This window comes from Myceligenerans xiligouense (assembly GCF_003814695.1).
GTDB lineage: Bacteria > Actinomycetota > Actinomycetes > Actinomycetales > Cellulomonadaceae > Myceligenerans > Myceligenerans xiligouense.
Genome location: NZ_RKQZ01000001.1, coordinates 3,759,900 through 3,786,640, shown reverse-complemented (window position 1 = coordinate 3,786,640; position 26,741 = coordinate 3,759,900). Strand labels below are relative to the sequence as shown.

Here is a 26,741-nt window from a genome sequence, read left to right as displayed (position 1 = left end):
TGTCGGTGTCGCCTGACAGAATCTCGGCCATGGTGACGCACGCGCCTGCACACTCCAACTCAGCGATCCGGCCGGTTCATCCCGACTCGATCCTCGACGCGCTCGATCCCGAGCAGCGGGAGGTCGCGCTCGCCCTGCGCGGGCCGGTGTGCGTGCTCGCCGGAGCCGGCACCGGCAAGACCCGCGCCATCACCCACCGCATCGCCTACGGCGTGCGCACCGGCGTCTACAAGCCCAACAGCGTCCTGGCCGTCACGTTCACGGCACGCGCGGCGGGGGAGATGCGCACCCGCCTGCGCGGCCTGGGCGTGCAGGGCGTGCAGGCGCGTACCTTCCACGCCGCGGCGCTGCGCCAGATGGCGTACTTCTGGCCGCGCGTCGTCGGGGGAGCCCCACCCCGGCTGGTCGAGCACAAGGCCCAGTTCGTCGCCGAGTCGGCCCGCCGGCTCGGCCTGTCCGTCGACCGCGTCGCCGTCCGCGACCTGTCCTCCGAGGTGGAGTGGGCCAAGGTCAGCCTCGTCACCGCGGACGACTACGAGCGGGTCGCCGCCGCCCGCGGCCGCGAAGCGCCCTCGGGCTACGACCACCAGACGATCGCGCGCCTCATCACCATGTACGAGGACGTGAAGACCGAGCGTGACGCCGTCGACTTCGAGGACGTCCTGCTCATGCTCTCCGACATGCTGAACAGCCATCGCGCGATCGCCGACGAGGTACGCGGCCAGTACCGGCACTTCGTCGTCGACGAGTACCAGGACGTCTCACCCCTCCAGCAGTTCCTGCTGGACCAGTGGCTCGGCGGCCGCGAGGAGCTGTGCGTCGTCGGCGACCCGTCCCAGACCATCTACTCCTTCACCGGCGCCACCCCGCGCTACCTGCTCGACTTCCGGCGACGCTTCCGGAACGCCGTCGAGATCCGGCTCGTCCGTGACTACCGGTCGACACCACAGGTCGTGGGCCTCGCCAACGACCTCCTGCGCCGCGCCGGCCCCGGCGCCGCGCAGGCGCTGGAGCTCGTGGCGCAGCGCGACCCCGGGCCACCCGTCACGTTCACCACCCACGACGACGACGAGGCCGAGGCCGCCGCCATCGCGACGCGGGCCGCCCGGCTCGTCGAGTCCGGTGTCCCCGCCAGCGAGATCGCCGTCCTGTACCGCACGAACGCGCAGTCAGAGGCCTTCGAGGCCGCTCTCGCCGACGCCGGTGTCGGCTACCTCGTCCGCGGCGGTGAACGCTTCTTCCAGCGCAAGGAGGTGCGCGACGCCATCGTGCTGCTCCGCGGCGCCGCACGCTCCGCCGACCCGGAGCACACCATGCCCGAACAGGTGCGTGACGTCCTCGCCGCCGCCGGATGGGCCGCCGAGCCCCCCGCGGCCCGCGGCGCGGCGCGTGAGCGCTGGGACTCGATGCAGGCGCTCGTCTCGCTCGCCGACGACCTGGCCGCGTCGGCGCCCGCGGAGGCGCCGGCCACGATCGCGATGCTCGTGGACGAGCTCACCGAGCGGGCCAAGGCGCAGCACGCGCCCACGGTCGAGGGCGTGACGCTCGCGTCGCTGCACGCGGCGAAGGGGCTGGAGTGGGACGCGGTGTTCCTGGCCGGGATGAGCGAGGGCCTCATGCCGATCTCCCTGGCCGAGACCGACGAGGCCGTGCACGAGGAGCGTCGCCTGCTCTACGTCGGGATCACGCGGGCCCGGGAGCGGCTGGACGTGTCGTTCGCGCGCAGCCGGAACCCGGGCGGGCGAGCGACCCGGAAGCGCACGCGCTTCCTCGACGGCATCTGGCCCGACGAGGCGCGTGGCCCGCGCCGCACCCGCGGCGGCCAGGGGAAGGCGCGGGCGCTGCTGACCGGGGAGCACGACGTCGCCCTGTTCGACGCGCTGCGCGAGTGGCGGCTGGGGGTGGCCCAGGAGGTGGACAAGCCCGCCTACACGATCCTCACGGACGCGAGCCTTGCGGAGATCGCCGAGGCGCGCCCCGGGTCGGTCGCGGAACTGGCCCGGGTCAACGGCGTGGGGCCGGGAAAGATCGACCGCTACGGATCGACGATCCTGGCCATCGTGCGCAGCGCGCCACACGCCTGAGCAGCCCGGAAACCCCGGTCTGGACAGCGCTTTCATCGGGCGTTGACGAATCTCGGAAAACTGTCAGCAAAAAAAGTTGGAAAAAGAGTTGGAGTCCGTGAGTCGGGCGTCATAGTGTGCTCGTGTCCTTGAAAGAGCGGGCGGAGCCGAGAAGGCCGAGCCCTGAGTGCGTGAGGAGGTGGGAAGCCTGATGGAGATCATGAAGCAGGTCCAGACGTGGACGGACTCGCTGTGCGGCATCGCTGTGCCCTCGTACGCGAACCGGCCCGTCTCTGCGCGCGCGGATATCTCTGTCCACACGCCGCGTCTGCGCGGCGAAGGCGGAAGCTTCCCGAACGCCATCCTCGCCCCCGACTCCGCTCCAGGAGCGCATCCGGTCTAGATCGACCGGCGCATCCAGGCCGCGGAGTCCACACGGGACCCGCGGCCTGAGTTCTGTCCAGGCAGTTTCTGGCTCTACCGAGCCGGCTGGATGAACACCAGACCTGGGTCCTGAATCACCCGACGTTCACCGACGACGTTCACGTAACAGGATCTCAGGAGACAACCGTGCGCCTCACTGCGCTCCTCGACACCCTCCCCCAGGGCGGATCCGGCCCCTGGAACCCTTCGACCGGCGTTGCCACGAGCGACGTCGACTCCCGCGAGTTCAACCGGATCATGGACTCGCTGCTCCCGTGCCGTACCAACGACCCCGAGCTCTGGTTCGCCGAGCACTCCACCGAGGTGGAGCGCGCCAAGACACTCTGCCGCGAGTGCCCGCTGATCGACGGCTGCCTCGCCGGAGCCCTCGAGCGGCGTGAGCCCTGGGGTGTCTGGGGCGGCGAGGTCTTCGTCGACGGCTCCGTGGTCGCGCGCAAGCGTGGCCGTGGCCGGCCCCGGAAGTCGGAGACCGCTGTCGCCGGGACGCCGGCCGCGGCATGACCCGCCGGCGTCAGGGGGCGAGGACGAGACATCCGCACCGCGGGTGCGGATCGACCTTCCGGACGCGAGGCAGGCATTCCGGGAGCGCGATCTCCAGGCAGGAGCCGACGGCCGTCGGCCGGTGCCCGTCCACCTGGGCGAGCACCTGGCCGGCGGCCGTCGCCGTCGCCAGGGCCGTGAGGGTGGCTTCGTGCAGCTGCTCCGGGCCCTGGCGCAGCTGCGCCGCGATCAGGTGCCAGTCCCGGTCCTGATCGGCGCGGTCCGCGTCGAGGCAGGCGACGCAGGCGCTCCGGCCCGGCCGCACGAGCGGCCCGACGGTGACATCGGCCTCCCGTGCCACCACGGACAGGTGTGGCACGGCCGTGCTCATCAACCGGGTGAAGCGGGCCGGCAGTGCCGCGCGCGACTCCACCACCACGGCGACGTCGGGCTCGGCGTCGCCGTTCACCTGGACGTCGAGCGCTGCCGACCGCCGGGCCAGCAGGCGGGCGAGAGCGGCGTCCCGGGGATCGCCCACGTCACCCTCGGCATAGGCACCGAGCCCGAGGTCGGTGGTCTGCACGGGCTGCGGATCGTGCAGCACCAGACGGCCCACCCCCGCGGCGGTGAGGAGCAGGGCGAGGGCCGCGCCGATGCGCCCGAGCCCGGCCAGCGCCACCGTGGCGGCCGCCCGGTCGGCCAGGGTCTCCCGGCCCGCTCCGTCGACCCGCAGCATGCCGAGGGTCCGGGCGTCCGCCGTCCCGTCACCCGGTGCGACGACGGTCCGTCCGGCCGGGGCCGGCGGCACGAGCATCCCCGCTCGGGTCAGGACGTCCAGGATGAGATCCCGGCGCCCCGGGTGCACGCCGCGGCGCGCGGCGGACTGCCCGGGGGTCACGTGACGCCGCTCGGTCAGGTCGCGCAGCCACGAGGCCTCGGCCGGGGTGAGCCCTTCGAGGATCAGCGCCCAGCGCGGGTCGGTGCCGCACTGCACCGCACCGCCCGGGCGCATGACCACCGGTGTCCCGGGGCGAAGCCGCGGCGCGGCGCCCGGCGTCCCGGTCGACGGGAAACGGCTGGTGCCGGGAGTGCTCATGGACGTACTCCTGGGGCGGTGCGGAGGGCAGGGACTCCACCGTGCCAGGGCCTCCGCCGGGCCGCCGCCTGTCCACAGGCCGCGGCGGATGGCCGGACTTTTCTGTCGCGGGGCGTGTTCTTGACCCTTGCGCGCCGATACCCGCTACCGTCTTGGTGTGGCCCACGACGATCCGACGTCCGTGGAGGTACGCCGGAGCCGCCGTCGTACCGCCACGGTGAGCGCGTATCGCGACGGTGACCGAACCATCGTCGCGATTCCGGCGCGCTTCTCGCGGGCTCAGGAGCGGGAGTGGGTGGCCAAGATGCTCGCCCGGCTCGAGGACAAGGAACGGCGCCGCAAGCCGTCCGACGACGAACTGCTGTCCCGGGCGGAGTCCCTGTCCGCCAAGTATCTCGGCGGGCGGGCCACGCCCTCCAGTGTCCGCTGGGCGTCGAACCAGGGCCGGCGGTGGGGCTCCTGCACGCTGCTGGACGGATCGATCCGGATCTCCACGCGCGTGCAGGGCATGCCCGCCTGGGTCCTCGACTACGTCCTGCTGCACGAACTCGCCCACCTGCTGCACGCGGGCCACGGCCCCAGCTTCTGGAAGATCCTGGAGGCGTACCCGAAGACGGAGCGTGCCCGCGGCTTCCTGGAGGGTGCCTCCTACGCGCAGGACGACGTGGCGTCCCCGACCTCGGACGAGGAGGACTGAGCTCCCTGACGGGGGCGGGCGCGAGCGACCTCCCGGCGAGGGGCCGGCAGGATGAATCTCCTCACACCATGCTGCATCCTGTCCGGCGGGGGGCCACGATGAGAGAAGCAGGCCGTCGCACCCAGGTCGGCGAGCCGCACCGCATCATGGAGGATGACATGACGCAATGGACGTCGTCGGACACGATCACCCCGCTCCAGGACGACGAGATCTGGGACCTTCTGTCCATGATCCCGATCGGCCGGCTCGCGACGGCGGCCGCGGGCGAGCCAGACATCTTCCCGGTCAACTTCGCGGTGGCGAACCGCGAGATCTACATCAAGACCACGCCGGGCAGCAAGCTCGTGGAGGCCGCCGTCAACCCCAAGGTGGCGTTCGAGGTGGACCAGTGGGGCCCGGACTTCGCGGACTCCGTGGTGATCAAGGGCACCGTGCGGATCCTGGACACGGACGCGGAGATGGCCGTGGCGGAGGCGACCGGACTGGCCACCTACACGACCACGGAGAAGACCGAGTGGCTCCGGATCACCCCCACGGAGGTCTCCGGCCGCAGGTTCGCCCGCGCCGAGCGCGGGGAGTGAGGGATCGCGCGGGGTGGGCGCCACCCCGCGCGTCAGCTCCTGCCGGTGTCGTCGCCGAGGATCTCCCGCAGCGCGGCGTCGACGTCGGCGTGCTCCTCGGCCGCGGCGGCGCGGCGCGCGGGGTAGCCCGCGGGGTCGTCCAGGTCGTCCGTGACCGGCAGCAGGTCCGGGTGGTCCCAGACGCTGTCGCGCGCGGCCTGTCCGCCGTCGTTCATCAGGATCGTGAACAGCCGGGCCGCGTCGCGGGAGCGGCGCGGGCGCAGCTCCAGCCCGACGAGCGTGGCGAACGTGTGCTCCGCGGGGCCTCCGGCGGCCCGGCGGCGGCGGATCATCTCGCGCAGGGCCACCGAGTGGGGCAGGTGAGGCAGCGCCGCAGCCGCCGCGACCTCGTCGACCCAGCCTTCGACCAGTGCGAGCGTCGTCTCCAGCCGGAGCAGCACCGCCTTCTGCTCGTCCGTGTTCTGCAGCCCGAACACGCCGCCTGACAGCGCCCCGCGCAGGGCGTCCGGATCCGACATGTCGATGTCGCGCACCTGGGACTCGAGCACGTCCAGGTCGATGGTGATGCCGCGCGCGTACTGCTCCACGATCCCCAGCAGGTGTCCGCGCAGCCAGGTGACGTGCGTGAACAGACGGGTGTGCGCGGCCTCGCGCAGCGCGACGAAGTGCCGGACCTCGTCCGGCGGGGCGTCGAGGCCCTCCGCGAACTTGTCGACGTTGGTCGGCAGCAGCACGGTGTGCGCGTCGTCGAGCAGCGGGAGGCCGATGTCGGTGGCGCCGAACACCTCGCGCGACAGCGTCCCGGCCGCCTGCCCCACCTGCATGCCGAACACGGCCGAGCCGAGCCGGCGCATCATCTGTGCCGGGTCCATGCCGAGACCCGCCAGCGCCCCGGCGGGCATGCCGGGCATCGCGACGCCGTCGTCCACGCCCTCCGGGAGCTGGTCCGCGAGCACGGTCGCGAGGGCGTCGGCGACCGACGCCGCGACGGGCGCGGCCAGCTTGTTCCACGCGGGCAGTGTCGCCTCCACCCACTCCGAACGAGACCACGCGCGAGCCGTCCCGACGGACGGCGGCAGGTCGGTGACGGCGTCCAGCCAGAGCTCGGCGACCGAGAGGGCGTCGGTGGCGGCCTTGGCCTGGCCCCCGGTGAGGGAGGGGTCGCCCTCGGCGACGGCGACCTGGCGCGCGACGTCGTGCGCGACGTCGGAGTTGACCGGGCCGGTGCCGGGCTCCGCGAGCATCCGCTGCACCTGGGAGAGCGCGAACTGCATCATCATCGGGTCCTGGGCGCCGGACATCGTCGACGGGTCGAAGCCGCGCGCACGCATCTCGGCGAGCACCTCGTCGGCGCCGTCACCGAGCATGGAACGGAGCATTTCCTCCCACGGCTGGTCGCCGCGGCTGGGGTTCTCGGTCATGTTGCTCCTCGTTCGTTCGGCGGGATTCCCGCGGGCCTCCCCGTGGCCGCTGGGGACAGGCCCCGTGGCCACCGTATCCACGTGTGACCAACTCCGGGGACCACGGGGTGGGTTCCCGACTTCGCTCTCGGCGCACAAGAACGCAGGGGAGGTCCGCTCGCAGGGATCCTCCAGGCGAATGAGGGATGATGAGGCGGTGACGTCGAGCGATCTCGAGAACTCCAGGCCGTCCGGCCGGGCGCGCATGACCGGTGCCGGCTCAGCGATCTCCCCGGGCGGCGCCGCGGACCGGGAGGGTGCCCTGGACGCCGTCGTGTACCCGGACGCGCCTCCGGTCACACGCCGGACGGTCACCCTGGGCGTCACGTTGCTGCTGACGGCGGCACTGGCCGCCGTCGCGCTCGTCCTGCCCGCCCCCTACGCGGTGCGCGCGCCCGGTCCCACCGAGAACACGCTGGGGGAGCAGGACGAGACGCCGCTCATCGAGGTCGACGGTGCGAGGACGTACGAGTCGACGGGGGAGCTGCGGCTGACGACCGTCTCGGTCTCCGGGGGGCCGGGGTACCCGGTGACCGCCGGGCAGGTGGTGCAGGCGTGGCTGGACCCGACGCGGTCCGTGGTCCCGGTCGAGGCGATCTTCCCCGAGGAGACCACCGCCGAGGAGCAGCAGGAGGTGAGCCAGGCGGAGATGGTCAGCTCGCAGGAGTCGGCCACCGCGGCCGCGCTCACCGAGCTCGGCGAGGCCGTGCCGGCCACCCTCGAGGTCACGGGGGCCGAGCCGGGGACGGGCGCGGACGGCGTGGTCGCCGAGGGCGACGTCATCGTCTCCTTCCAAGGCGCGCCGGTCGCGACGTACGCGCAGCTCATCGACCGGCTCGCGGAGACCGAGCCGGGGGCCGACGTCGTCCTCGGCGTGCGGCGCGACGGCGAGACGCGGGACCTCACGATCACCACGGGTGGCGTCGAGGGGAGTGACCGCGCCGTGATGGGGGTGTACATCGACCCGCAGTACGACTTCCCGATCGACGTGTCGATCCAGATCGAGGACATCGGCGGCCCGAGCGCCGGGATGATGTTCGCGCTCGGCATCATCGACAAGCTCACCGCCGAGGACGAGGCCAACGGTGAGGTCATCGCGGGAACGGGGACGATGAGCCCGGAGGGGGTCGTCGGTGCGATCGGCGGCATCGAGCAGAAGCTGTACGGGGCACGGCGCGACGGCGCCACCTGGTTCCTCGCGCCCGCGGGGAACTGCGCCGAGGTGGTGGGCAACGTGCCGGACGGGCTCCGCGTGGTCCGGGTCGAGACGTTGGGCGACGCCCGCGAGGCGATGGAGGCGATCGGGGCCGGCGAGGGCGAGAGCCTCGCTCCCTGCTCGGCGGCGTCGTAGATGTGGGAACCTTGTGATCGTCCCGCCCGTTGCCCCTGGGTAGGTACTGACAATCCGACGAGAGCAGTGAGGTAACAACGCCGTGTCCTTCGCCGTACCGCGTCCCCGGCAGGGTGGCGCTCCCCCCGCTCGCCGACGGAGTCCGCTTGGGGCGGCGATCGTCGCGGTCGCTGTCGTGGTGGTCGCCCTCCTGTTGATGGCCCAGTTCTGGACCGAGATCCTCTGGTTCGAGCAACTCGGCTTCTCCCAAGTGATCTGGACCGAGTGGATCACCCGCGGCCTGCTGTTCGTGGCGGGCTTCCTCGTGATGGGCGGCGCTGTGTTCGCGTCGTTCGCCGTCGCGTACCGGTCGCGCCCCATGTACGTCCCCAGCGCCGAGCAGGCCACGCTGGAGCAGTACCGCGAGGCGATCGAGCCCCTGCGCAAGGTCGTGACGTTCGCGGCGCCCGTGCTCGTCGGGTTCTTCGCCGGGATCGCGGCGTCGGCCCAGTGGCAGACGGTCCTGATGGCCCTGAACTCCGAGATGTTCGGCGAGACCGACCCGCAGTTCGGGTTGGACCTGTCGTTCTACGTGTTCCTGCTCCCGGCGCTGCGCAGCATCGTCGGTTTCCTCATGGCCGTGGTCATCATCTCCGGCATCGCGGGTGTCGTGACCCACTACCTGTACGGCGGACTGCGGATCGGGCCGTCGCAGGGCAACATCCCGCGCACCACGAACGCCGCGCGGATCCACATCGCCGTCCTCGGCACCGTGCTGATGCTCCTGTTCGCCGCGAACTACTGGTTCGACCGCTACTCGATCCTGAACAGCGCCGGCAACCGGTTCGACGGCGCGTCCTACGCCGACGTCAACTCGGTGATCCCCGCCAAGGGAATCCTCGCGGTGGTCGCGCTGCTGGTCGCGGTGCTGTTCCTGGCGACGGTCTTCCGCGGGAACTGGCAGCTTCCGGCGATCGGCGTCGGGCTCATGGTCGTCTCCGCGATCGTGATCGGCGGGATCTACCCGTCCATCGTGCAGCGTTTCCAGGTCACGCCGAACGCGCAGGAGCTGGAGCAGCCGTATATCCAGCGCAACATCGACGCGACGCTCACCGCGTTCGACATCGAGGACGTCGAGACGCAGAACTACAACGCGACGACGGAGGCCGAGGAGGGCGCGCTGCGCGCCGACGCCAACACGACGGCGTCGATCCGCCTGCTCGACCCGGAGATCGTGTCGCCGTCGTTCCGGCAGCTGCAGCAGAACAAGCAGTACTACAACTTCAGCGACTCCCTCTCCGTGGACCGTTACGAGATCGACGGGGAGAGCCGGGACACCGTCATCGCCGTGCGCGAGCTCAACCAGGACGGCCTGGGTGCCGACCAGCGCAACTGGGTGAACGACCACACCGTGTACACGCACGGCTACGGCGTGGTGGCCGCCTACGGCAACCAACTCGGCCCGGGCGGCCAGCCGGCCTTCTTCGAGGGCGGCATCCCGTCCGAGGGCGCGATCACCGAGCTCGAGGGCGACTACGAGCCGCGCATCTACTTCTCACCCTCCACCGCGAACTACTCCGTGGTCGGCAAGCCGGACGACGGCAGTGAGCCGTGGGAGCTCGACTACCCGGCCGACGACGCCGACGGCGGGGACCAGGTCAAGACGACGTTCGAGGGCGACGGCGGGCCGAGCATCGGGTCGTTCGGCAGCAAGCTCCTCTACGCGCTGAAGTTCGGCGAGGAGCAGCTGCTGCTCTCGGACCGCGTGACCGAGGAGTCGCAGATCCTCTACGACCGCGACCCGCAGCAGCGTGTCGCCAAGGTCGCCCCGTGGCTGACGCTCGACAACCGGGTCTACCCGGCGGTGGTCGACGGGCGCGTGAAGTGGATCGTGGACGCGTACACGACGACGAACCAGTACCCCTACTCGGCCTTCACCCAGATGCAGGAGGCCACGACGGACACCCTCACCCTGCAGCAGGAGGGGGCGCCCGTGAACCTGCCGGCCGAGGTGAACTACATCCGCAACTCGGTCAAGGCCACGGTCGACGCCTACGACGGCTCGGTGGACCTGTACGCCTGGGAGCCGGAGGATCCGGTGCTCAAGACCTGGGAGAACGTGTTCCCGGGCTCGGTGCAGCCGCTGGAGGACATCTCGGGCGAGCTCATGAGCCACATGCGCTACCCGGAGGACCTGTTCAAGGTGCAGCGCAGCCTGCTCACCGAGTACCACGTCACCGACGCGAGCGACTTCTTCTCGGGCAACGACTTCTGGAACAACCCGGAGGACCCGACGTCGGACGCCACGGTGAGCCCGCTGCAGCCGCCGTACTACCTCACGCTGCAGATGCCCGGGCAGGAGGAGTCGGCGTTCTCGCTGACGTCGACCTTCATCCCCGGCGGTAACACCCCACGGCAGGTGCTGACCGGCTTCCTGGCCGCGGACGCCGATGCCGGGTCCACCGAGGGTGAGAAGGACGAGGACTACGGCACGCTGCGACTCCTCGAACTGCCACGGGACACCACCGTGCCAGGCCCCGGCCAGGTGCAGAACATCTTCAACTCCGACCCGGTGGCCGGTGAGCAGCTGCGCATCCTGGAACAGGGGCGCTCGACGGTGCTGCTCGGCAACCAGCTCACCCTGCCGGTGGGCGGCGGTCTCGTGTACGTGCAGCCGGTGTACATCCAGTCCGCCGCGGGCACGAGCATCCCGCTGCTGCACAAGGTGATGGTGGCGTTCGGCGACGAGGTCGGCTACGCCGACACGCTCACGGAGGCGCTCGACCAGGTGTTCGGCGGTGACTCCGGGGCCGAGGCGGGCGACGCCGACGGATCCACGGAGGGCGAGGCGCCGGAGGCTCCGGTCGACGGCGAGGAGCCCGTCGTACCCGAGGACCCGACCGGTACCGAAGAGCCCGCCGAGGAGCCCACCGAGGAGCCGGGCGAGGAGCCCGCGGTGCCCACCGGCGACCTCGAGGAGGCGCTGCAGCGCGCGGCCGACGCGATCCAGGCGGCGGAGCGGGCGCAGCAGGACGGCGACTGGACGGCCTACGGCGAGGCGCAGGACGACCTCCAGCAGGCCATCGAGGACGCGATCGCGGCGGAGCAGGCGGCGGCCGAGTAGGCCGTGAGCCACCGGCGGTCCCGGGAGCGGGCAGCGGCTCGCTCGCGGGACCACCGGCCGGCGCGAACCGTCACACCCGGCGGGCGACGATCATCGAGTTGATGACGTCGCCCGCCGGGTGTTTCACGTCCAGGACGTCGAACCCGGTCATCGTGGCCGGGTCGATCTCCGGGTACAGCAGCGCCCGCAGGCCGTGCGCGCTGCGGGCGAGCAGGAGCGCGCCCGGTCGCATGCGGTCGGCGAGCGAGCGCAGCATCGCCACCTTGGCCGTCGTCGTCGTCCCCACGAGGGCCGCCAGGACCACGAGGTCGTACTCGAGCAGGGGGACGCCGGCGGCGTCGTCGTGCACGACGACGGTGCCGGGGTCGCGGGTCGCCTCGAGGAGCCTGCGCGCGGCCGCGACGGCCGCGGGATCACGGTCGACGCCGACAGCCCGGGTGCCGAGGCCGTGGGCGTACCCGGTCGCGGTGAGCGGGAGCGGACCGCACCCGAGGACGACGACGGAGCGGGGCGCCCGGCGGCCCAGGTGCCGGCGGAGCAGGTGCAGCTCCATGGCCACGAGATCGCGGTAGTTGTCGCGGTAGGGGAAGCGGCCGAGCTCGGCGACCGGGTCGTCGGCGGCGGCGACGCGGTGCGACCAGTACGCCTCCAGCTCGCACTCGCCGCGCGCGCTCAGGTCGCGGAGCCGGTCCACCCGCGCGGCGATCCCGGGGTGGGCGCCGACCTGCCGTGCGACCGCCCCGGGTGTGGTCGTGACGGTGCGGACCACTTCGGAGAACAGCCGGTCCACGTCGGGGCCGGGTGCCAGCGAACCGAGGGCGGTGAGCTCGTCGGTGAGACGGGCGAGCCTCTCGGCGACGGTGGCGGCGTCAGCGGATGCGAGATCGACGAATGCGGAGGTCGCGTCGGGGGGCATGAGCAGGAGCCTGACACGTCGGAACGGTTCGAACACGTGTGACCTGCGTCTCCACCGGCCGATCGGGTTTGCACTCCGGTCTGCGGTCGCGTAGTGTTCATATCACCGACGCGGGGTGGAGCAGTTCGGTAGCTCGCTGGGCTCATAACCCAGAGGTCGGAGGTTCAAATCCTCCCCCCGCTACCAGAGAGAGGCCCTCACCAGTAGAAATACTGGTGAGGGCCTCAGTTTTATGCTCCGGCGGGGGAAATCCGGGTCCCATGAGGGCCAGTGGTGACAGGCTGTCGGCACCCAGAGGTCGGAGGTTCATCCTCTCCCGCTACCAGTGTGATGACGCGGGACATCGTTCATATCGGGAGTCTGGCCAGCGGCCGGGCTCCCGTTCGTTGTTTCGCAGTAGCTGCGGTCGGGGTCGATGGTGCTGGTCGGGCGTTCCCTTCCGTGCGAAGGGCACCCACACCTCGTGTGCTATAGCCGGCTGTCGTCGGCGAGGGCTGGTCTCCGACGAGACACCCAGGTAGGCCCGGTTGATCGCTTCGCGGGCTGGCTTGGGGGGGGCGCCGAGGGCTCGGGATCTGGACGAACATGGTCGGGTAGCCCGGCATCTCGCCGCTCAGGCTGTTTCGGACGATGTGGTTCGCACCGGAGACGTCCTCGCCCATGACCGCGACCGGCAGGATCGTCGTCAGCTCCAGCGCGCTGCGGGACTGCTTGATGAGGTCCCAGGCGGCCTTTCGGCGAGGACCTTGCTGCGCCTGTAGGCGTCGACACGCGGGCCGTCCAGCGACAACCAGTCGTCCTCGGTGAACACGTGGTCGATATGACCGTGGCCGAACCCGACGGCGTGGAACGCGGAGGTCAGCACCACACGCTTGACCCCCGCATTCCGGGCGGAGCGGAGGGCGCAGAGCGCACCGCCGCGGGCGGGGCGACGCCCCCTCCTCGTCCTTGACGTTGCCGGTGTGGATCGGTGAGGCAAGGTGGATGACGTAGTCCATGCCGGCAACCGCGTCCGGCTCAGGGCGTGACCCGGCGCAGGCCCTGCGGCGTCTGGCCTGGGTGTCAGCGGTGGGCGACGTCTGCCATGTTCTCCAAGGCCCAGCGACCGAGCTCCTGCAGCAACGGCAGCAGTTGCTGACCGGATGACGTGAGGGCGTAGGTGACCGCGACGGGTGGTCCAGGATCGACATCGCGGGTGACGAGCCCGGCATCGGCGAGCTCGGAGAGCCGGTCCGACAGCACCGCATCGCTGATGCCGCTGACGGCGCGTCTCACGGCCACGAACGACAGCGGCCCTGAGCCGAGGACGGCCACGATCATGCCGTTCCAGCGCTTGCCCAAGATCGAGAAGGCGAGCGTGATCGCCGCGTCACATTGGTGCGTCTGCGCGCCGTCATCTGCCATCGCACCAGTCTACCCGTGCTACAGTCTCACTAGTCGCTCTGATTTACAGAGTCACTCTGAAAATATGAAGTGGAGCTGTCGTGACCCTCTTCCGTCTGGACGCAAGCATCTTCCCCGCCACCTCGACCAGCCGCTCCCTCGGCGACCTCGTCGAGGGAGAATGGACCTCGGCCCACCCCGCGTCGACCGTGGTGCGCCGTGACCTCGCCACCGCCCCGGTCCCGGCCACCGCGTGGCCGGACGCCGTGCAAGGCGGGTTCACCCCGGAGGACCAGCGCACCGAGGCGCAGCGCGAGGCGATCGCCCTGGCCCGTGCCTTCGCCGACGAGCTCACCGACGCCGACGCGCTCCTGTTCAATGTGCCGTTGTACAACTACGGCGTCTCACAGCATTTCAAGACCTGGTTCGACCTCGCCTACACCGACCCGCGAATCGACCCTCAAGGCACCGCGCTGCGCGGCAAGCCCGCCACGCTGGTCACGGTGCTCGGCGGCAACTACACCGAGGGCTCGCCCAAGGAGGGCTGGGACCACTCCACCGCCTGGCTGCGCCGCGTGCTGGAGGACGTCTGGGGCCTCGACCTGCGTGTCGTGCACCGCGCGTTCACGCTCGTCGGCATCAATCCAGCGCTGGACGCCTTCGCCGGACCGGCCGCCGAGCTCAAGCGCAACGCCGAGGCGGACGCCGTCCGCTGCGGGCGCGAGCTGGCTGAGGCGCGCGCAATGCGGAAGGTCTGACCTGCTCGATGTGGCGATCACGCCGCGCGGCATCTGGGCCGACGGTGACGACGTCATCGTCCGTGTCGACAGCACGGCCCGCGCACGCGACGGCAAGCCGTACAACAAGGGATATCTCTACATCCTGACGATGAAGGACGCGCGGTCTGAGGCCGAGTTGCCCGGCTCGGCGGAACCGGCCCCAGCGGGCCGCGAGCTCATGCGGCCCGCTGGGGCGGGGGCGGAATCCCGGCCGGCTACGGATCGTCCACGCCCCACGATCCCGGTCACCCGCTAGAGGTGCTCGACCAGCTTGTCAAGTGGTCCTGACCGGTCCGGCGTCAGCGGGCGACCGGGGCGTCGAAGTCGATGTCCACGAGCGCTGCGAAGTGATCGCGGAGCGAGGCTGAGATGTCGACGGCTTCCGGATCGAGGAGCCACTGGGTCTGAAGTCCGTCCATCAGCGCGATCGCCGCGATCGCCGCGCTCCTCGGGTGGATCGTGCTCCTCATCCGTCCCTGGAGAAGGAGATCGTCGAACGCCGTCGTCAGCTGGTCGCGCAAGGTCTCGTAGCGGGCGACGAAGTACGCGTGCGCCGGGTGGCTCGACGAGATGGCCTCTCCGGAGATGGCGGAGAAGAACTTCACCGAGGTGCGGGTGCGTGCAAGGCCGGCCGCCATGCGGACGATGCCGCGCAGCGATGCCTCACCGTCCGTGAAGTCGCTCGACATCATGCTGTTGATGGACTCGCGCCGGCGCTCGAGCACGGCCAGGAGCAGCGCCTTCTTGGACGGGAAGTGATGCAGCAGCCCGGCCTCGCTCATCCCGACCCGAGCCGCGATGAGCCGCAGCGAACCGGATCGGAAGCCCTCCTCCGCGAAAACCTCCAGCGCGGCGTCGAGGATCGCCGTTCTCGTCGCTCGGCTCGCCGCGTGCTGACCGCGCGTTTTCGGTGATGGGGTCCGGTCGACGTCGTCCATGCGGGTCAGCGTAGTCCGCGCTGCTCGCCGCTGTGGGCCCAAATATGTACGAGCGTTCATTCGGGAAATCTGGTACCGTCGCCGCAGAAGCGCTCCGACGGAGGAGTGCAACGAGTCAAGAGGACCAACGATGTTCCGATCGAAGACGAAGTTGATCGCCGTGACGCTCGCCTCCGTGCTGGCCCTTTCGGGGTGCGCGGCGAGTACGGGAGCGGAGGACGACGGCGACGGCGCCACCCTGACCCTGGGTGCTGTCAGCTCACCGGCCACGCTCGACCCGTCCGGATCCAAGTGGGGGAGCAGTGCGCCGTTCTACCAGGCGGTATTCGACACGCTCCTGCTGGCCACCCCGGAGGGAACGATCGAGCCGTGGCTCGCCACGGACTGGGCGTACGACAAGGACAACACCGAGCTGACGCTGACCATCCGCGACGACGTCACCTTCACCGACGACTCCCGGCTCACGGCCGACGTGGTGGTCCAGAACCTGGAGCGGTTCCGGGACGGGACGTCGCCCAACGCGGGTGACCTGAGCAGCGTCGTCTCGATCGAGGCTCCTGACGACACCACCGTGGTCCTGGGGCTGGATGCTCCCAACCCCGCGCTGCTGAACTACCTGACCCGCGACGCGGGCCTCGTGGGCAGCGCCGAGAACTTCGACAACCCGAGCATCGCCACGGAGCCGATCGGATCCGGGCCGTACGTGCTCGACGCGTCCGCCACGGTCACGGGAACGAGCTACGCCTACGAGGCGAACCCCGACTACTGGAACCCGGACGCGCAGCACTACGGCGCGATCACGATCAACGTGTTCACCGACCCGACCTCCGCGCTCAACGCGATCAAGGCGGGCGACGCCAACGGGATGAAGGTCGCCTCCAACGACTACCGCACGGAGGTCGAAGGCGCCGGATGGACGGTGCACGAGCACCAGCTCGAGTTCCAGGGCGTGCTGCTCTTCGACCGGGGCGGTGACATGGCTCCCGAGCTCGCCGACGTCCGCGTGCGACAGGCGATCAACCACGCCTTCGACAAGGAGGCGCTGCTCTCCGCGCTGCAGAGCGATCACGGTACGCCGACGACGCAGGTGTTCCCCGAGACGAGCCCAGGGTTCGACCAGGCGCTCGACGAGCGCTACCCGTACGACCCCGAGAAGGCCAAGGAACTGCTCGCCGAGGCGGGATACCCCGACGGGTTCACGATCAGCATGCCCAGCACGTCCCTCGTCGCCCCCGCCACATGGACCCTGCTGACGCAGCAGCTGGCCGACGTCGGCATCACCGTGGAGCTCACCGATCCGGGCAACAACTTCCTCTCCGAGATGCTCGCGCCCAAGTACCCCGCCGCGCTGATGATCCTGGAGCAGAACCCGGACTGGCAGCTGATCCAGTTCATGATCTCCCCGACCGCGCCGTTCAACCCGTTCGGCTTCCAGGACCCGGAGGTCGACGAGTACCTCCAGGAAATCCAGACCGGCGACGACGACGAGCGCGCGGACGCCGCGAGGGAGCTCAACGAGTACATCGTCGAACAGGCGTGGTTCGCGCCGTGGTTCCGGTTGCAGGGAGCCTTCGCGACGGACGCGAACACGACGGCAGAGCTGCTGCCGACGAACTCCTACCCCGCGCTCTACGACATCGTTCCGGTCGGCTGACCCTCTCAGCTCTCGCATGGAGGCTTGAAACGTGCTCTTCTTCGCCGTCCGGCGGATCCTCGCCGGACTCGTGCTGATCGCCGTCATATCGATGCTCGCCTTCTCTCTCCTCTACGCCGGCGGCGGCGACATCGCGCGCCGCATCCTGGGTGAGAACGCGACTCCCGAGACGGTCGAGAAGAAGGCCCAGGAGCTGGGACTGGACCGTCCGCTCCTGACCCAGTACCTCGACTGGGCCGCGTCGGCGGTCACCGGCGACTTCGGAAGGTCCTGGTTCAACGGGCAGCTCGTGGCGGTCAGCCTGTCCAGCCGGGTCGCCGTGACGCTGTCGATCGTCGTGGGAGCCACGCTCCTGTCCGCGATCATCGCCGTGGGTCTCGGTGTCCTCGCCGCCCGGCGGGGCGGGGTCGTCGACGCCGTCACGCAGTTCGTCTCGGTGGTCGGGTTCGCGGTGCCGGGATTTCTCATCGCGCTCGCGCTCGTGATCCTCTTCGCGATCCAGCTCGGATGGTTCAAGGCGACCGGGTACGTCCCCATGACCACGTCGTTCGGTGGATGGCTCTCCTCGGTGACCCTCCCCGTCGTGGCGCTGTCCGTCGGGGCGATCGCGACAGTGGCGCAGCAGGTCCGCGGGTCGGTGCTCGACGCGCTCTCCCGCGACTACGTGCGCACCCTCCGTAGCCGCGGGCTGAGCATGAACCGCGTCGTTCTCAAGCACGTCCTGCGCAATGCGGGCGGCCCAGCGCTTGCGGTGCTGGCGGTGCAGTTCATCGGACTCATCGGCGGGGCGGTCATCGTGGAGCAGATCTTCGCCATGCCCGGGCTCGGGCAGCTCACCGTGCAGGCGACGTCCTTGGGCGACATACCGATCGTCATGGGGGTCGTGATCACGGTGGCCGTCATCGTGGTGGTCGTCAACCTCACCATCGATCTGGCCCAGGCAACACTGAACCCGAAGGTGAGGCGCTCATGACCGGGCACTCCGCTCCTGTCACGGCACCCGCGCGCGTTTCCCTCCTGCGGCGCCTGCTGCGCCGTCCGCTCGGACTGTCCTCACTGCTGTTCCTGGCGCTGGTGCTGGTCGTCGCGGTGATCGGTCCGTGGATCGCGCCCTTCGACCCGAACAGGGCGGCGATGGACCTCATCCTCGCCCCGCCGGGAGCGGAGCATCTTCTGGGCACCGACAACTCGGGGCGTGACGTTCTGTCGCGACTTCTGGCCGCCACCCAGATCAGCGTCGCGGCTGCGGCCCTGGCGACGGTCGTGGCGCTGTCGGTCGGGGTGATCGCGGGACTGATAGCCGGCTACTACCGCGGATGGTTCGACGGCGTCGCGTCCTGGGTCACGTCACTCGTCATGGCTCTCCCCGGGCTGGTGGTGCTTCTCGCGGCTCGTGCCGTCCTCGGACCCTCGGTGTGGATCGCGATGCTGATCTTCGGGCTGCTCCTCGCCCCCGCCTACTACCGGCTCGTCCACGCGGCCGTGTCCGCCGTCCGCGGCGAGCTGTACGTCGACGCCGCGCGCGTCTCCGGGCTGGGGGACGCCCGCATCATCGGGAGGCACGTCCTTGCCGCCGTCCGCGCCCCCATCATCATCCAGTCCGCGATCGTCGCCGGCATCGCGATCGCCATCCAGTCGGGGCTGGAGTTCCTCGGTCTCGGCGACCTGCGTGTGCCGACCTGGGGCTCGATGCTGAACGACGGCTTCCTCAGCATCTACCGCATGCCGCTGCTCATGGTCTGGCCGTCCCTGGCGATCGCCCTGACCTGCATCGCGCTGACGATCCTCGCCAACTCGATGCGCGACGAGCTCGAAATGGTGGCTGTCCGGCGACGTCGTCGCAAACTGCCGAAGCCGGTGGAGTCCACCATTCTCGTGGACTCGCCGGAGGGCCGTGAGCCGGAGCGGCTGGTCCCCGAGGACGCCGTCATCCGGCATGCGGACGACGACCACAGCGGAACCGGTGAAGCCGAGCCACTGCTGTCGGTCGCCGGCCTGCGGGTCGGCTACGAGCAGCCCGACGGAACAACGGCCGAGGTCGTGCACGGCGTGTCGTTCGACGTCCGCCGGGGAGAGGTGCACGGACTCATCGGTGAGTCCGGGTCGGGCAAGACGCAGACCGCTTTCGCCGTGCTGGGCCTCCTGCCTCGCGGTGGGCGCGTCACGGGCGGAACCGTCACCTACGCCGGGACGTCCCTGGAGGGTGGCGACGAGCGGTCGTACCGCGGTATCCGCGGTCACCGCATCGGATACATCCCGCAGGAGCCCATGTCCAACCTCGACCCGTCCTTCACGGTCGGCAGCCAGCTGGTGGAACCCATGCGCGTCGTGCTCGGCATGAGCCGGAAGGACGCGACCGAGAAGGCGCTGGCCCTCCTCGAACGGGTGGGTATCGCTGATCCCCGGCGCACGTTCGAGGCGTTCCCCTTCGAGATCTCGGGCGGGATGGCGCAGCGCGTGCTGATTGCCGGCGCGGTGTCGACCGATCCGGAACTGATCGTCGCCGACGAGCCGACGACCGCCCTCGACGTGACCGTGCAGAGCGAGGTCCTGGACCTGCTGCGTGACCTGCAGCAGGAGCGCGACATGGCCATGCTCCTGGTGACGCACAACTTCGGTGTCGTGGCCGACCTGTGCAACCGGGTCACGGTCATGCGCGAAGGGCTCTTCGTCGAGTCCGGGCCCGTCCGCACCATTCTCCAGCGTCCGCAGCATCCGTACACGCAGATGCTTCTGTCCGCCGTCCTCGACGGCGGTCCGCCTCGCCCGGCTCTGGGCGCGAACATCGGGACGGCACCATGAACCAGACTCTCCTCGACGTCGAGGACCTCGTCGTCGAATACCCCGCCAAGGGGTTCCGCGCCAAGCCCTACCGGGCCCTCGACGGCGTCTCGCTCTCGATCATGCCGGGCGAGACCCTCGGGCTCGTCGGTGAGTCGGGTTCGGGCAAGACGACGCTCGGCCGTGCCCTGCTCGGACTCGTACCGGTGGCTGGAGGCTCCGTCAGGTTCGGGGGAGACGAGATCGGATACCTCGACCGGCGTGCGCGACGCGCGCTGAGTTCCGAGATACAGGTCGTCTTCCAGGACCCGTACTCGTCGCTGAACCCGTCGATGAGCATCGGCCAAATCCTCGCCGAACCGCTCACGGCGACGGGAACGAAGAGCAGGAGAGCGGCCGAGCGCGTCCAGGACCTGCTCGACGCCGTGGGCCTACCGTCGGATGCGGCGACCCGCCTGCCCCGTGAGTTCTCCGGCGGGCAGAGACAGCGGATCGCGATCGCGCGGGCGCTGGCCCTGGACCCGAAGCTGATCGTCTGCGACGAGCCCGTCTCGGCGCTGGACCTCTCGACGCAGGCGCGCGTGCTCGACCTCTTCATCGAGCTCCAGGAGCGAACCGGCGTCGCCTACTTGTTCATCACCCATGACCTGGCCGTGGTGCGCCACATCAGTCACCGGGTCGCGGTCATGCACAGGGGTGAGATCGTCGAGACCGGCACGGGAGAGCAGGTGACCTCCCGGCCGGAGCACCCCTACACCCGGCGGCTGTTCCTCGCGGCGCCCCTGCCCGATCCCGACAAGCAGCGCGAACGTCGGCTCGCGCGAACGGCCATGGCCGTGGAGGTCTCCTGATGACAGCACCGGGTTCCACCATCGAGCTGCCCGACTTCGAGCTCGTCGGGCTCCTGCCGGGCGAAGGAGACCCTGCCGTCCTCGCCGACCACGAATCGGGCGAGTGGTGCCGCGCGGTCGTTCCAGGCGGCGTGCACGAGTCCTTGATCGAGGAGGGAAGGATCGACCACCCGTTCTTCGGCGCCGACGAGCGCAAGGACGCGTGGATCGACGAGCGCGAGTGGTGGTACCGCACCCGGTTTCCCCGGCCCGTCACGGCGCCGGGGCAGCGGACGACGCTGGTCTTCGACGGCCTGGACACGGTCGCGGAGATCTGGCTGAACGGCAGACGGCTGGGACGCCACTCGAACCAGTTCCGACCGGCCGAGTTCGACGTGTCGGACGAGCTCGCCGACGCCAACGTGCTTCTGGTCAGGTTCTCCCCGCCGCTGGCCGGCCGGGAGATCCCGCCGAGCGTGCAGCGCACGATCACCCGCATCTCCGAGGTGATGGGCAGGCCGGAGGCCGCCACCGAGTCCGGTGTCGGCCTGAGCGGGCTGCTGCCCCGGGCGACAAGCCTGCGGAAGGCCTCCTTCTCCTGGGGCTGGGACTTCGGGCCCAAGCTCCCGTCCATCGGGATCTGGCGCGGTGTGCGTCTGCGTCTCGAGCGGGGTGCCGCGATCACCGGGCACCACGTGGGCGTGACCGCCCTCGCGGCCGACCACTCCTCCGCGACCGTCGCCGTGCGTGTGGATGTGGACGCGTTCGACGCGACCAGGTGCTCGGTGCGGGTCGTCCTCGTCTCGCCCTCCGGTCGGCGGTTCGAGGCGACGGCTCCGGTCAGGGAGCGGTCCGCCGGCGTAGAGCTGAGGATCGACGATCCTGAACTGTGGTGGACCCATGACCTCGGACAGCAGAACCTCCACGACGTGCGGATCGAGCTGAGCGACGCGACCGGGGTGCTGGACGGCGTCGACGACACCGTGGGGCTACGGACGATCGTCCTGGACCGCCAGGAGGACGACGTGGAAGGGGGGCGCCTGTTCCGTTTCGTGCTCAACGGCGAGCCGCTCTTCGTGCGTGGTGCCGCGTGGCTTCCCGCCAGCGTCTTCGTGGGGTCCGTCTCGGCCGAGACGCACCGCGACCGCGTGCTGCGGGCCAGGGAGGGCAATCTCACGATGCTGCGCGTGTGGGGCGGCGGGGTCTACGAGCACGACTCGTTCTACGCGGCCTGCGACGAGCTCGGGGTCCTCGTCTGGCAGGACTTCATGTTCGCCTGCACGGACTACCCCAGCGGATCCGCGCGATTCGTCAGCGAGGTGAGGGCGGAGGCGGAGTATCAGGTTTCCCGGCTGCGGAACCGGGCGTGCCTGGCGCTCTGGGCCGGCAACAACGAGATCGAGGTGCTCCACCTCATCGCCTGGGGGGAGGTGGAGCCGGGGGACTGGGGCTGGTCGATCTTCCACGAGCTGCTGCCGCAGACGGTTGCGGAGCTGGACGGTCTCGTGCCGTACTGGCCGGGCAGCCCCTGGGGCGAAGGGGACGCGCTCGGTATCAACGGCGAGTCCGACGGGGACCGCCACGACTGGGAGGTCTGGCACGGGCTCACCATTCCCGGTCTGTCCACCGGTGAGCCGAGCTATCCCACGGTGGGCGACTCGCGGCACTACCGGCGCTACGCCGACGACTCGGGCAAGTTCATCAGCGAGTTCGGCATCCACGCCTCCCCCGAGCTCGCGACGCTCGAACGGTGGATGCCCGGTGTCGAGATCCACGACGAGGTCTTCGACCTCCACAACAAGGACAACCCCAAGAACAAGGGCGACGAGCTGCTGTCCGTCACCACGGGCATCCCGACGACTCTGCGCGAGTACATCGACCTCACCCAGGCGGTCCAGGCCGAGGGCATGAGCTTCGCCGTCGAGCACTTCCGGCGCCGCCAGCCCCACACCAGCGGTGCCCTCGTGTGGCAGTTCAACGACGTCTGGCCCGGGCTGACCTGGTCTCTCATCGACGTCGACGGCGTGCCGAAGTCGGCGTACTACGCTCTCGCGCGGGCAAGCGCTCCCGTGGCGGCGAGCTTCCGCGTCGCCGACGGACAGCTGGAGCTCTGGCTGGCCAACAACACCCGGGAGGAGATCGAGACGGAGCTGGACATCGAGGTGGGCCGCTTCGACGGCGCGGAGCGGAAGACCGAGCGGATCGCCGCACGGGTGCGGGCGGCGTCGTCGGCCATGCTCTGGTCCACGACGGCGCCCGACGACGGTGCGCACTATGCCTGGGTGTCGAGCCCCGACGGGCTCTTTCCCGATGCCCGGAAGCACTTCGCGGAGCTCGGCGAGCTCGCGCTGGGCGACAGCGAGGTGATCGTGGAGGCGACCGCTTCCGAACTGACGATCATCTCCGTCGGGTACAGCTACTCGGTGCGCATCGAGCAGCCCGTGCCGGGTATCCGGCTCAGCGACAACTGCTTCGACCTGCGCGACGGCGACCGGCGGACGATCACCGTGTCGGGTGTCGACGCCTCGACGCTGCGTGTCACGGCGACGCGACCCCGCGCCTCCGCGGGGGAGGAGGCGCTGTCGTGACCGAGACGGTGGCGGTGACCAGGACGACGTCGCTCGGCGTCGTCGTCGGGTCGCGGGATGCGTCGTCGGGGATCGATCGCTACCTCGGCGTCCCCTACGCCGCGGCGCCGACGCACGAGCGTCGCTTTGCCTACCCGGTCGCGCATCCGGGATGGCAGGGGGTCCGTGAGGCGACCTCGATGGGAGCGACGGCGCCGCAGGCGCCCTACGGGCCTGTCTCGAGCAGGTTCCTGGCAGCCGCGGAGGTACCGGGGGACGAATACCTCAACCTCAACATCTGGGCTCCGGAGGGCGCGACGGGGAGCCCGGTGATGGTGTGGGTGCACGGTGGAGCGCTGGCCCACGGCTCCAACGCCCTGGACGGCTACGACGGCTCGGCCTTCGCGCGGGACGGTGTCGTCTTCGTCAGCATCAACTACCGGGTCGGCGTCGAGGGCTTCTCCGTGCTCGACGGCGCACCCCTGAACATCGGGCTCGCCGACGTCGTCGCGGCGTTCCGCTGGGTGCGAGCCGAGATCGCCGCGTTCGGCGGGGACCCGGCCAACATCACCGCCGTCGGCCAGTCCGCCGGCGCGACCCTGCTCTGGGCGCTGCTGGCGCGCGACGACGCCCGGTCGCTCATGGACCGCGCGATCCTGCAGAGTGGTCCTCCGTCCGCAGCCGAGCCCCCGGTCGCGTCCCGCCTCACCCGGCGGATAGCGAAGCATCTCGGCGTGCCGGCGACTCGTGCCGCCTTCGCCGAGATCCCCGCCTCCCGGCTCTCCGATGCCGAGCAGACGGTCACCCACGGGTCCACACCGATAGGCGGTGGACTCGCGTACTCCCTCGCCATCGACGCGGAGCTCGTGCCCCGGCCTCCGCTGGAGTCGCTGCGCGACGGCGCGGCATCGGGAATCCCACTCCTGATCGGCTTGACCTCCGAGGAGTACCGGCTCTGGCTCGTGCCCACGGGCCTGGTCGACCGGCTGGGCTTCCTGCCGTTCGCGCTCGCGCGGCTCCGATACCGCGTGACGTCACGGATCATGAGGATCTACCGAGCGCTCCATCCGGGTGCAGCACGCGGTGAACTGCTCGGTCACCTGGCCGGGGACATGCTCATCGGACTGCCATACATGAAGATCGCGAAGGCGCGTGCGACACGGGGCGCGCCGACCCACTTCTACGAGTTCGCGTGGCGGAGCCCCGTGGCAGGACTGGGTGCCGCCCATGCCGTAGAGCTGGGCTTCGTCTTCGACCGGCTCGACTCAGCCGACTGGGAGGCGCTCTCCGGACCGGACGCCCCGCAGGGTCTGGCCGACGAGATGCACGCGGCGTGGGTCTCGTTCGCCCGGACGGGGGAACCAGGCTGGTCCGGCTGGCAAGAGGACGAATCGATCAAGGTGTTCGACACGGAGGCGCCCGCAGGCGACACTCCGTTGGTCCGGCGGCTGCGAGCCTGGCTCGCCTGATCGGCCCGGGGCTTCGATGCTCGCCGGCCGGCCGTGTCGGTCAGTCGGAGACGGGTGGCGTCGGAGCCTGTGGTGCGGCGCACACGAGGCGCAGCGCGAACTGCGCATAGGTCTCCGCCACTTCGTCGCGTGTCCGGGGCGCGCCGGGGGTCCACCACTCCGCGGCCCTGATGCCTATGGCGCCGATGGCGGTCACGGCGAGAAAGGTATCCGTCTCCGAGAACAGGCCGAGGCGCTGCCCGGCTTCGATGACCTCGGTCAGAGTCCGCTCCGCCTCGGCGCGGACGGCGAGGGCGAACTCGCGCTGTTCGCTGTCCAGCGAGCGGGTCTCCTGCGCGATCATCCTGGCTAGAGCGGGATAGTCGAGATTGACCGCGACGTGCGCCCGTACGAGCTCCCTGATCTGGTCCACGGGATCGCTTCCCGCCGCGTGCACGGCGGCGCGCAGCCGGTCGCGGTGCTCTTCGAGTCCGATCTTCACCAGCTCGAACAGCAGCTGCTGCTTGGAGGAGACATGGGCGTAGATCGCCCCCGGCTGCTGGTCGAGCGCGTCGGTGATGTCGCGCACGGAAACGGCGTGGTACCCCCGTTCACCGAAGAGCTGCAGCGCCATGGAGAACAGCCTGCGGCGCGACGCAGTGAGCTGCTGCCCATCGGGCAGGATGCCGCCCGTCGTCCTACTCGTCGTGATCGCCACGCGGATCCCTGATGAACATGCGTTCATCTTATCGTGGAGGGCCGCGGCGAGAGCGGGGAGACGCGGCTGCTGTGATCACGGCTCGCGGATGACCGGAACCCAGCGATCCGGGACCATTGGCCCTAACGCCGTGCCGCCGAAGGGCGGACATTTCAAGTGGACGACCGGATCTGTCCTCCGGAGGTGTGTGATGGCCGCCAAGCATGAGATCACCCGGCGGCTGGCCGTGTTCGGCAGCAGCCTGGCGATCCTCCTTGCGGGGCTCGCCCTGCCCGCGGCCGCCGAGCCCGAGACCCCGGTGGTCTACCCCGCCGGTTCGACGGTGGCCCGGGCTGATCGCCTGGGGTTCGACACCTGTACCGCACCGTCGCTCGCCGCACTGCGGGCGTGGCTGGGCACGTCGCCGTACAGCGCGGTGAACATCTACTTCGGTGGCAACAACCGCGGCTGCACCCAGCCGAACCTGACGAAGGGGTGGGTGCGCGACGCGAACGCGGCGGGCTGGAATCTGCTGCCCACCTACGTCGGGCACCAGCCGTACTGCATGTTCGGCACCAAGCCGAACCGCTACACCGCCTCGAACGCCACCTCCCGGGGAACGTCGGACGCCACGGACGCGGTCGTCCAGGCCAAGGCGCTGGGTCTGCTGCCGGGAAGCGCCCTGTACGCGGACGTCGAGCACTACGACCGCACCGATCCGACCTGCCGGACGGCGGTGCGCCGGTACGTCTCGGCGTGGACGAAGAAGCTCCACGCGGCGGGCTATCTGGCGGGCGTGTACGTCCACCAGGACTCGGGGCTGCGAGACCTGTCGGACTCCTACGACTCGACCACGTACGCCCGCCCGGACGCGGTGTGGATGGCCCGCTGGGACGGCGACCCGTCGCTGACCAGCTGGCCGACGGCGCCGAACTCGCAGTGGTCCGTCTTCCAGCGCGCCAAGCAGTACCGCGGCGACCACGACGAGACCTGGGGTGGCGTGACGATCAACATCGACTCCGATGCCATCAAGGCGCCCGTCGCCGCCGTCGCGCGGACCTACACGGTGACGAGCTCCACGTCGCTGAAGGCACGCACCGGGCCGTCCACCTCGACCTCCGTCGTCCGCACCTACGCGCCGGGCGCCTCGCTGCCCGTGGTGTGCCAGGGCACCGGGCAGAAGATCGGCACCACCACGGTGTGGAACAAGCTGCGCGGCGGGCGCTGGGTCAGCGACTACTACGTCTCGAACCGGTCGAACACGACCTGGAGCGCACCCGTTCCCCGTTGCCGGTGACGCCGCGCGCCTGATCGCGTGCGTCCGCAGTCCAACCGGCCGTGGTGCCCGACCGCCCCGGTCGGGCACCGCTCGCCTCCCGGCTCGGCGCGTGAGCGACACGGCCCGGTCACTCGGGTGACCGGGCCGCGCAGGTTGCCGCTCCCGCCGCTGCCGGAGGCGGAGGGAGCGGCGGT

The 26,741-nt window shown here is 70.4% G+C and carries 22 protein-coding genes and 1 tRNA gene; 17 read left to right on the top strand and 6 right to left on the bottom strand.

What is annotated here, in order from left to right; genetic code table 11:
* Nucleotides 1-29: 29 nt before the first annotated feature.
* The 3 genes from EDD34_RS16610 to EDD34_RS16600 all read left to right on the top strand — a co-directional run bounded on the left by EDD34_RS16610 (nucleotide 30) and on the right by EDD34_RS16600 (nucleotide 3,008).
* Nucleotides 30-2,084 (top strand): ATP-dependent helicase, encoded by a 2,055-nt coding sequence (locus tag EDD34_RS16610; RefSeq protein WP_123815550.1) that lies wholly within the window; start codon nucleotides 30-32, stop codon nucleotides 2,082-2,084.
* A gap of 190 nt (nucleotides 2,085-2,274) precedes the next feature.
* Nucleotides 2,275-2,466 (top strand): hypothetical protein, encoded by a 192-nt coding sequence (locus tag EDD34_RS16605; RefSeq protein ID WP_123815549.1) that lies wholly within the window; start codon nucleotides 2,275-2,277, stop codon nucleotides 2,464-2,466.
* A gap of 167 nt (nucleotides 2,467-2,633) precedes the next feature.
* Nucleotides 2,634-3,008: a WhiB family transcriptional regulator gene (locus EDD34_RS16600; protein ID WP_123815548.1), complete on the top strand. Its 375-nt coding sequence runs from the start codon at nucleotides 2,634-2,636 to the stop codon at nucleotides 3,006-3,008.
* Between the two features lie 10 nt (nucleotides 3,009-3,018).
* Here the strand turns inward: EDD34_RS16600 and EDD34_RS16595 are convergent, their stop codons facing one another.
* Nucleotides 3,019-4,083 carry a ThiF family adenylyltransferase gene (locus tag EDD34_RS16595; protein ID WP_123815547.1) on the bottom strand — a complete coding sequence of 355 codons (1,065 nt, stop codon included), beginning with the start codon at nucleotides 4,081-4,083 and terminating at the stop codon, nucleotides 3,019-3,021.
* A 157-nt stretch (nucleotides 4,084-4,240) separates the two neighbouring features.
* Here EDD34_RS16595 and EDD34_RS16590 point away from each other — a divergent pair, with 157 nt between their 5' ends.
* Nucleotides 4,241-4,780, top strand: a complete 540-nt coding sequence (locus EDD34_RS16590; RefSeq protein ID WP_123815546.1) for a SprT-like domain-containing protein — start codon at nucleotides 4,241-4,243, stop codon at nucleotides 4,778-4,780.
* A gap of 68 nt (nucleotides 4,781-4,848) precedes the next feature.
* Entirely contained in the window at nucleotides 4,849-5,361 is a 513-nt protein-coding gene (locus EDD34_RS16585) for a pyridoxamine 5'-phosphate oxidase family protein (protein WP_246012525.1), read from the top strand.
* 32 nt (nucleotides 5,362-5,393) lie between these two features.
* Here EDD34_RS16585 and EDD34_RS16580 read toward each other — a convergent pair whose 3' ends face one another.
* A complete protein-coding gene (locus EDD34_RS16580) occupies nucleotides 5,394-6,782 on the bottom strand; it encodes a zinc-dependent metalloprotease (protein WP_123815544.1) in 1,389 nt (462 codons plus the stop codon).
* A 196-nt stretch (nucleotides 6,783-6,978) separates the two neighbouring features.
* Between EDD34_RS16580 and EDD34_RS16575 the strand changes: the two genes are divergently transcribed.
* Together EDD34_RS16575 and EDD34_RS16570 are read left to right on the top strand one after the other, a co-directional pair.
* Nucleotides 6,979-8,172, top strand: a complete 1,194-nt coding sequence (locus EDD34_RS16575; protein ID WP_246012524.1) for a YlbL family protein — start codon at nucleotides 6,979-6,981, stop codon at nucleotides 8,170-8,172.
* 82 nt (nucleotides 8,173-8,254) lie between these two features.
* Complete coding sequence (locus tag EDD34_RS16570; RefSeq protein WP_123815543.1) at nucleotides 8,255-11,275, top strand: UPF0182 family membrane protein; 3,021 nt, start codon at nucleotides 8,255-8,257, stop codon at nucleotides 11,273-11,275.
* A gap of 70 nt (nucleotides 11,276-11,345) precedes the next feature.
* On the opposite strand, the gene EDD34_RS16565 is transcribed toward EDD34_RS16570, so the two are convergent.
* Complete coding sequence (locus EDD34_RS16565; RefSeq protein ID WP_123815542.1) at nucleotides 11,346-12,191, bottom strand: nicotianamine synthase family protein; 846 nt, start codon at nucleotides 12,189-12,191, stop codon at nucleotides 11,346-11,348.
* 109 nt (nucleotides 12,192-12,300) lie between these two features.
* On the opposite strand from EDD34_RS16565, the gene EDD34_RS16560 reads away from it, so the two are divergent.
* Nucleotides 12,301-12,377: transfer RNA gene (locus EDD34_RS16560), tRNA-Met, on the top strand.
* A gap of 876 nt (nucleotides 12,378-13,253) precedes the next feature.
* Here the strand turns inward: EDD34_RS16560 and EDD34_RS16555 are convergent.
* Nucleotides 13,254-13,595 (bottom strand): winged helix-turn-helix transcriptional regulator, encoded by a 342-nt coding sequence (locus EDD34_RS16555; RefSeq protein ID WP_123815541.1) that lies wholly within the window; start codon nucleotides 13,593-13,595, stop codon nucleotides 13,254-13,256.
* Between the two features lie 80 nt (nucleotides 13,596-13,675).
* On the opposite strand from EDD34_RS16555, the gene EDD34_RS16550 reads away from it, so the two are divergent.
* Entirely contained in the window at nucleotides 13,676-14,332 is a 657-nt protein-coding gene (locus EDD34_RS16550; RefSeq protein WP_123815540.1) for an FMN-dependent NADH-azoreductase, read from the top strand.
* Between the two features lie 10 nt (nucleotides 14,333-14,342).
* Complete coding sequence (locus EDD34_RS16545) at nucleotides 14,343-14,609, top strand: nuclear transport factor 2-like protein (RefSeq protein ID WP_123815539.1); 267 nt, start codon at nucleotides 14,343-14,345, stop codon at nucleotides 14,607-14,609.
* Nucleotides 14,610-14,652: 43 nt separating this feature from the next.
* Here the strand turns inward: EDD34_RS16545 and EDD34_RS16540 are convergent, their stop codons facing one another.
* Entirely contained in the window at nucleotides 14,653-15,291 is a 639-nt protein-coding gene (locus EDD34_RS16540; protein WP_123815538.1) for a TetR/AcrR family transcriptional regulator, read from the bottom strand.
* A gap of 130 nt (nucleotides 15,292-15,421) precedes the next feature.
* Between EDD34_RS16540 and EDD34_RS16535 the strand changes: the two genes are divergently transcribed.
* Genes EDD34_RS16535 through EDD34_RS20760 form a run of 6 tightly spaced genes read left to right on the top strand, consistent with a single transcriptional unit; the run spans nucleotide 15,422 to nucleotide 24,592 of the window.
* On the top strand, nucleotides 15,422-16,945 hold the full coding sequence (locus EDD34_RS16535) for an ABC transporter substrate-binding protein (protein WP_123815537.1): 1,524 nt from the start codon (nucleotides 15,422-15,424) through the stop codon (nucleotides 16,943-16,945).
* A gap of 31 nt (nucleotides 16,946-16,976) precedes the next feature.
* Nucleotides 16,977-17,918: an ABC transporter permease gene (locus EDD34_RS16530; protein WP_123815536.1), complete on the top strand. Its 942-nt coding sequence runs from the start codon at nucleotides 16,977-16,979 to the stop codon at nucleotides 17,916-17,918.
* Nucleotides 17,915-19,747 (top strand): dipeptide/oligopeptide/nickel ABC transporter permease/ATP-binding protein, encoded by a 1,833-nt coding sequence (locus EDD34_RS16525; RefSeq protein WP_123815535.1) that lies wholly within the window; start codon nucleotides 17,915-17,917, stop codon nucleotides 19,745-19,747. Before EDD34_RS16530 ends, EDD34_RS16525 begins: the two co-directional genes overlap by 4 nt.
* Nucleotides 19,744-20,577, top strand: coding sequence for an ATP-binding cassette domain-containing protein (locus EDD34_RS16520; RefSeq protein ID WP_123815534.1), 834 nt, complete (start codon nucleotides 19,744-19,746; stop codon nucleotides 20,575-20,577). Before EDD34_RS16525 ends, EDD34_RS16520 begins: the two co-directional genes overlap by 4 nt.
* Nucleotides 20,577-23,144 carry a glycoside hydrolase family 2 protein gene (locus EDD34_RS16515; protein WP_123815533.1) on the top strand — a complete coding sequence of 856 codons (2,568 nt, stop codon included), beginning with the start codon at nucleotides 20,577-20,579 and terminating at the stop codon, nucleotides 23,142-23,144. Before EDD34_RS16520 ends, EDD34_RS16515 begins: the two co-directional genes overlap by 1 nt.
* Nucleotides 23,141-24,592 (top strand): carboxylesterase/lipase family protein, encoded by a 1,452-nt coding sequence (locus tag EDD34_RS20760; RefSeq protein ID WP_170177107.1) that lies wholly within the window; start codon nucleotides 23,141-23,143, stop codon nucleotides 24,590-24,592. The genes EDD34_RS16515 and EDD34_RS20760 overlap by 4 nt, the downstream gene beginning before the upstream one ends.
* A 40-nt stretch (nucleotides 24,593-24,632) precedes the next feature.
* Here the strand turns inward: EDD34_RS20760 and EDD34_RS16505 are convergent, their stop codons facing one another.
* A complete protein-coding gene (locus tag EDD34_RS16505) occupies nucleotides 24,633-25,289 on the bottom strand; it encodes a TetR/AcrR family transcriptional regulator (protein ID WP_170177106.1) in 657 nt (218 codons plus the stop codon).
* A gap of 190 nt (nucleotides 25,290-25,479) precedes the next feature.
* Between EDD34_RS16505 and EDD34_RS16500 the strand changes: the two genes are divergently transcribed.
* Nucleotides 25,480-26,565: a DUF1906 domain-containing protein gene (locus EDD34_RS16500; protein ID WP_123815531.1), complete on the top strand. Its 1,086-nt coding sequence runs from the start codon at nucleotides 25,480-25,482 to the stop codon at nucleotides 26,563-26,565.
* The last annotated feature ends 176 nt before the right edge of the window (nucleotides 26,566-26,741 follow it).